The organism is Pseudomonas sp., from assembly GCF_030696055.1.
Classification (GTDB): Bacteria; Pseudomonadota; Gammaproteobacteria; order Pseudomonadales; family Pseudomonadaceae; genus Aquipseudomonas.
Window position 1 is genome coordinate 1 of the sequence record NZ_JAUYNP010000272.1, and the last position, 5,719, is coordinate 5,719.

General features: G+C 61.7%; 7 protein-coding genes. 5 read left to right on the forward strand and 2 right to left on the reverse strand.

All coding sequences use genetic code 11. The features are described from left to right. Positions 1-235: 235 nt before the first annotated feature. On the reverse strand, positions 236-631 hold the full coding sequence (msrB, locus tag Q8Q83_RS16205; protein ID WP_305625158.1) for a peptide-methionine (R)-S-oxide reductase MsrB: 396 nt from the start codon (positions 629-631) through the stop codon (positions 236-238). 379 nt (positions 632-1,010) lie between these two features. On the opposite strand from msrB, the gene Q8Q83_RS16210 reads away from it, so the two are divergent. From Q8Q83_RS16210 to htpX, 4 genes are all read left to right on the forward strand, one after another. After that, positions 1,011-2,222 carry a pyridoxal phosphate-dependent aminotransferase gene (locus Q8Q83_RS16210; RefSeq protein ID WP_305625159.1) on the forward strand — a complete coding sequence of 404 codons (1,212 nt, stop codon included), beginning with the start codon at positions 1,011-1,013 and terminating at the stop codon, positions 2,220-2,222. A 12-nt stretch (positions 2,223-2,234) separates the two neighbouring features. Next, positions 2,235-2,978 (forward strand): SDR family NAD(P)-dependent oxidoreductase, encoded by a 744-nt coding sequence (locus Q8Q83_RS16215; protein WP_305625160.1) that lies wholly within the window; start codon positions 2,235-2,237, stop codon positions 2,976-2,978. Then, positions 2,978-3,430, forward strand: a complete 453-nt coding sequence (locus Q8Q83_RS16220) for a hypothetical protein (protein WP_305625161.1) — start codon at positions 2,978-2,980, stop codon at positions 3,428-3,430. The genes Q8Q83_RS16215 and Q8Q83_RS16220 overlap by 1 nt, the downstream gene beginning before the upstream one ends. Positions 3,431-3,518: 88 nt before the next feature. Continuing rightward, a complete protein-coding gene (gene htpX / locus Q8Q83_RS16225) occupies positions 3,519-4,391 on the forward strand; it encodes a protease HtpX (protein ID WP_305625162.1) in 873 nt (290 codons plus the stop codon). A gap of 130 nt (positions 4,392-4,521) precedes the next feature. Here htpX and Q8Q83_RS16230 read toward each other — a convergent pair whose 3' ends face one another. Beyond that, positions 4,522-5,178, reverse strand: a complete 657-nt coding sequence (locus Q8Q83_RS16230) for a thiopurine S-methyltransferase (protein ID WP_305625163.1) — start codon at positions 5,176-5,178, stop codon at positions 4,522-4,524. Between the two features lie 176 nt (positions 5,179-5,354). Between Q8Q83_RS16230 and Q8Q83_RS16235 the strand changes: the two genes are divergently transcribed. Continuing rightward, a partial coding sequence (locus tag Q8Q83_RS16235; RefSeq protein ID WP_305625164.1) for a class III extradiol ring-cleavage dioxygenase occupies positions 5,355-5,719 on the forward strand: 365 nt, incomplete at its 3' end.

A 5,719-nucleotide genomic window follows, 5' to 3' on the forward strand; every position in this document is an offset into this window, starting at 1 on the left:
TTGCGCGCAATTTAATTACTGAAAAATAAGGCCCGCTGATAGCGGGCCACAGCACAAACGTAGGATGGGTTAGCGGCGCAGGAAAACAACTCACGAAGCGACTGCGACCTGTGCGCGCCGTGTAACCCATCAACAGAGCCATGATGGGTTACGGCACAACAGCGCTATGCGTTAGCTTGCAGCCGTGCACCAAGCGCCCCATCCTACGCTCTGATGGCAGGCCTATACGCAAGCGTTAAGTACGCGGCACCAGCTTAAGCGACGCCGAGTTGATGCAATAACGCAACCCCGTGGGGGCCGGGCCATCGGGAAACACATGGCCCAGGTGCGCGTCGCACTTGGCGCATTTCACCTCGATGCGGTGCATGCCATGGCTAAAGTCATCCAGGCTGGCAATCGCCGCCTTGCTGACCGGCTGGAAATAGCTGGGCCAACCGCTGCCGGAATCGAATTTGGCGTCCGAATCGAACAGCTCGGTGCCGCAACAGGCACAGTGATAGATACCCGACACCTTGCTGTCGTGATACTCGCCGGTAAAGGCGCGCTCGGTGCCGCCCAGGCGGCATACATGAAACTGCTCCTCGGAAAGCTCTTCGCGCCAGGCTTCCAGGGGTTTTTCCAGCTTGTCCATGGGCAAAATCCTCAATAGAAAAAATCGTCGGGAGCGATTTTTAACGTCGCGCAGCGACGGCCAGAAGGGTGACCGCCATGGATGGCAGGCCATAAAAAAGCCCGACCAGTACCTTTGCCAAGATCGGGCTGCCACGTATCATTCGACCCCAGTCTGTCATCGGCGTTACACCCTGCCAAGGCTGGCAGGCCGCTGAAAAACTACTGCGCTCGGCTATGCCGCGTTGAAATCAGCCTCGGAATGCTCATGTACAACTCGTACACTCCGCTTCCTCGGCCGATTTCGCCTTGCCTAGCCTTCGCTCGCTACGTTTTCAACAGCCTGCCGCGCAAGAGACCGTGGCTGTTACGCGGCGTTTCCTTATATCGGGATTACACACATGCAGTTCAGCAAATCGAACAAGCTCGCCAACGTCTGCTACGACATTCGCGGGCCTGTGCTCAAGCACGCCAAACGCCTGGAAGAGGAAGGCCATCGCATCCTCAAGCTGAATATCGGCAACCCGGCGCCGTTCGGTTTCGAAGCGCCGGAGGAAATTCTCCAGGACGTGATCCGCAACCTGCCCACCGCCCAAGGCTATAGCGACTCCAAAGGCCTGTTCAGCGCGCGCAAGGCGGTGATGCAGTACTACCAGCAGAAGCAGGTGGAAGGCGTCGGCATCGAGGACATCTACCTGGGCAACGGCGTCTCCGAGCTGATCGTCATGGCTATGCAGGCCCTGCTCAATAATGGTGACGAAGTGCTGATCCCGGCGCCGGATTATCCGCTGTGGACCGCCGCCGTGGCGCTGTCCGGCGGCAAGCCGGTGCATTACCTGTGCGACGAACAGGCCGGCTGGTTCCCCGACATCGCCGATATGAAGGCGAAGATCACCCCGAACACCAAGGCCCTGGTGCTGATCAACCCGAACAACCCCACCGGTGCGGTGTATTCCAAGGAAGTGCTGCTGGACATAGTCGAGTTGGCGCGCCAGCACAACCTGGTGCTGTTCTCCGACGAGATCTACGACAAGATCCTCTATGACGACGCGGTGCATATCTGCACCGCCTCCCTGGCGCCGGACGTGCTGTGCCTGACCTTCAACGGCCTGTCCAAGTCCTACCGGGTGGCCGGTTTCCGCTCCGGCTGGGTGGCCATTTCCGGGCCGAAACACCGGGCGCAGAGCTATATCGAAGGCATCGATATTCTGGCCAATATGCGCCTGTGCGCCAACGTGCCGAGCCAGCATGCGATCCAGACCGCGCTGGGCGGCTACCAGAGCATCAATGATCTGGTATTGCCCAACGGCCGCCTACTGGAGCAGCGCAACCGCACCTGGGAACTGCTCAACGACATTCCCGGGGTCAGCTGCGTCAAGCCCATGGGCGCGCTGTATGCCTTCCCGAAGATCGACCCCAAGGTCTGCCCTATCCATAACGACGAGAAATTCGTCCTGGATCTGCTGCTTTCCGAGAAGCTGCTGATCGTTCAGGGCACCGCCTTCAACTGGCCATGGCCGGATCACTTCCGCGTAGTCACCCTGCCGCGGGTGGATGAACTGGAGATGGCCATCGGCCGTATCGGCAACTTCCTCAAGTCCTACCAGCAGTAATTGGAGAGCACCATGGACCAGGGCAAACGCTATCTGCTGACCGGAGCCAGCTCCGGCATAGGCGCCGCCCTGGCCCGCGAGCTGGCCGGCAAAGGCTACGACCTGGCCCTGGCCGCTCGCCGCGAGGACAGTCTGCACCTGCTGGCCGCCGAACTGCAGGCCCGCTTTGGCCGCAAGGTGGTGGTCTTGCCCCTGGACGTGACCGACTACGACGCCTGCCAGGATGCCGTGGGCCTGGCTGCCAACGCCCTGGGCGGGCTGGACGGAATGATCGCCAACGCCGGCATCGCCTTGACCGGCAAAGCCGGTGGCGGGCACTTCAAGCGCGCCAGGCTGACTCTGGAAACCAACCTGATCGGCGCCATCGCCTGCCTGGACGCCGCCTGCGCGCTGTTCCGCCAGCAAGGCCATGGCCACCTGGTGGCGGTCGCCTCGGTGGCCGGCAAGCGCGGCCTGCCACACAGCCCCGCCTATTCGGCGAGTAAGGCCGGCTTGATCAGCTATATGGAAGCCACCCGCGCCGAACTGCTGGGCAAGAACATCGATACCACCCTGCTGCTGCCCGGCTTTATCGACACGCCGCTGAACAGCGATATGGCCAAGCGGCCCTTTCTGATCGATGTGGAACGCGGCGCGGCGCTGATCGCCCAACATATCGACAAGCGCCATGTCAGCGCCTATGTCCCAGGCTGGCCCTGGGCCCTGCTGGGCCGCCTACTGCCTTACCTCCCCACCTCGCTGATTGGCAAATTCTGATGGACCTGCAGATAGACGACTTCTACAAGGACGCCGCCGCTGGCCTGCTGACGCTCTACCAGGTGTTTCCGCGCAAGGCCGCGCTGTATGTCGAAGACCTGATCGGCCGTGAAGAACCGGACGAATTCGGCCTGCCCACGCCGCGCCATCAAAGCTGCCTGGGCGCCCTGTTGTGGCTGGCCGAAGAAGGTTATATCCGCTTCGACTCGCCCATAGGCTACGACGCCCTGGACCAAGCCGTGCTGACTGAAAAGGGCTTTCTGCGCCTGACCCGCGGCATACCCCACGCCCTGCGCGAAGGCGACGCCTTGCCGCCGAGCATCCGCCGGGTACATGCCACCCTGGCCTTCCAACTGCGCGAAGCCCTGGGGCAACGCCACAGCGAACGCATCGCCCGTCTCGCCCGCCTGCTGTTCGAAAGCAGCCTGACCGGTGCAAGCGACATAGTTTGAAATAGTCCCCCGGTTGAAGTGCCGGGGGGCGCGCCCTTATATAGCCGGCATAACCCCAGATCTTTCCCGTGAGGAGTCTCAACCCACCATGATGCGCATTATGCTGTTCCTGGCCACCAACATTGCGGTGTTGATCATCGCCAGCATCACCCTGAAATTGCTCGGGGTCGACCGCTTTACCGGCCAGAACTATGGCAGCCTGCTGGTTTTCTGCGCAGTCTTCGGTTTTGCCGGTTCGCTGGTTTCGCTGTTCATCTCCAAATGGATGGCGAAGATGAGCACCGGCACCGAAATCATCACCCAACCGCGCACCCGTCACGAACAGTGGCTGCTGCAAACCGTGGAAGAACTGGCCCGCGACGCCGGGATCAAGATGCCGGAAGTCGGCATCTTCCCCGCCTACGAATCCAACGCCTTCGCCACCGGCTGGAACAAAAACGACGCCCTGGTAGCCGTCAGCCAAGGCCTGCTGGAGCGTTTCTCGCCGGATGAAGTGAAAGCCGTGCTGGCCCACGAGATCGGTCATGTGGCCAACGGCGACATGGTCACCCTGGCGCTGATCCAGGGCGTGGTGAACACCTTCGTGATGTTCTTCGCGCGGATCTTCGGCAACTTCGTCGACAAGGTCATACTGAAGAACGAAGACGGCCCGGGCATCGGCTACTTCGTCGCGACCATCTTCGCCGAGCTGGTACTGGGCATCCTGGCCAGCATTATCGTCATGTGGTTCTCGCGTAAACGTGAGTTCAAGGCCGACGAGGCCGGCGCCCGCCTGGCCGGGACCGGCGCCATGATCGCCGCCCTGCAGCGCCTGCGCACCGAGCAGGAAATACCGGTGAACATGCCCAGCAGCATGACCGCCTTCGGCATCAACGGCGGCCTCAAACACGGTCTGGCCGGCCTGCTGATGACCCACCCGCCGCTGGAAGAGCGTATCGAAGCCCTGCGTCAGCGCGGCTAAGTCAGCAAAAACAAAAAAGGGCGACTCTAGAGTCGCCCATTTTTATGGCTGCCATCCCTGGCCGCCACCCTTCGGGCCGTCGCTACGCGACGTTAAAAATGTCTCCCGGTCATTTTTTTCTGCCTGAGATTCAGCTCTTGTGCAGTCGATATACCCGCTCATCCAGGCGCTGCAACCCGCGCTGAAGAAACGTCCAGTTCTCGCCCAGCACATCGCCGCTCTCGAGCGTTTCAACCTGCCAGGCCTCGGCGAACAGCTGCTGCACCTCGCTATCGGGCACGGCAAAGGGCGGCCCATCCATCTGTTCCTGTTCGTAATCCAGGGTCACCAGCAGGCCCCGGCAACCCTTGGGCAGAAGCTGCGTCAGATGCGCTGCATAACGCCCACGCATCTCGGCCGGCAAGGCAATCAGCGCGGCGCGGTCATACAGCGCCGTGCAATCGCCCAGCTGCTGCGCCGTCAGGGCAAAGAAATCGCCGCAGTAGATCTCCACGGCGCCGGCGCGATACAGCGCACAGTCGCCCACCTGACTGATCTGCGGCTGCAGTTGCTGTTCGCTGAAGAAGTCCTCGACCGCTTTCTGCGCCAGCTCGACGCCCAGCACGCGATAACCCTGGCCTGCCAACCAGGCCAGATCCAGGCTTTTGCCACATAGGGGCACCAGCACCCGCGCGCCTTCTGCCAGCCCCAGACTAGGCCAATGGCGCTGCAAATAAGGATTGACCTCAGGCGAATGGAAGCCGATTTCACTGCGCGTCCAACGCGCCTGCCAAAACTCCGCGTGCATGCTGACTCCCTAGAAATATCCAGTCGCCAATCCTGAGCGAAAGCGCCGGCCAAGACCAAGCGACTCCGAGCAAACCAAGCGACCAATCTAACCAAACGATCAAACCACCCGAGTATTTGCGCTTTTTATGCCAGACAAATCGATAGACGATAAGGGCAATAGCTTAGGAGTCTGCCATGTTACCCAGTCTGTTTATCTCCCACGGTTCCCCCATGCTGGCCCTACAGCCCGGCGCCAGCGGCCCCGCCCTCGCCCGCCTGGCCAGCGAACTGCCCAAGCCGCGCGCCATAGTGGTGGTGTCCGCGCACTGGGAAAGCAACGAGCTGCGTGTCGGCGGCGCGGCGCAGCCACAGACCTGGCATGACTTTGGCGGCTTTCCCGCCGCGCTCTATCGGGTGCAGTACCCGGCGCCCGGCAGCCCGCAACTGGCGGCGGAAATCATTCGGCTGCTGGCCGCAGCCAACCTGCCCGCGCAACTCGACGACCAGCGCCCGCTGGATCACGGCACCTGGGTGCCGCTGTCGCTGATGTACCCGCAAGC

Coding starts and splice junctions, on each gene's coding strand:
- msrB (WP_305625158.1), bottom strand. CDS start 631: ATGGACAAGCTGGAAAAACCCCTGGAAGCCTGGCGCGAAGAGCTTTCC.
- Q8Q83_RS16210 (WP_305625159.1), top strand. CDS start 1,011: ATGCAGTTCAGCAAATCGAACAAGCTCGCCAACGTCTGCTACGACATT.
- Q8Q83_RS16215 (WP_305625160.1), top strand. CDS start 2,235: ATGGACCAGGGCAAACGCTATCTGCTGACCGGAGCCAGCTCCGGCATA.
- Q8Q83_RS16220 (WP_305625161.1), top strand. CDS start 2,978: ATGGACCTGCAGATAGACGACTTCTACAAGGACGCCGCCGCTGGCCTG.
- htpX (WP_305625162.1), top strand. CDS start 3,519: ATGATGCGCATTATGCTGTTCCTGGCCACCAACATTGCGGTGTTGATC.
- Q8Q83_RS16230 (WP_305625163.1), bottom strand. CDS start 5,178: ATGCACGCGGAGTTTTGGCAGGCGCGTTGGACGCGCAGTGAAATCGGC.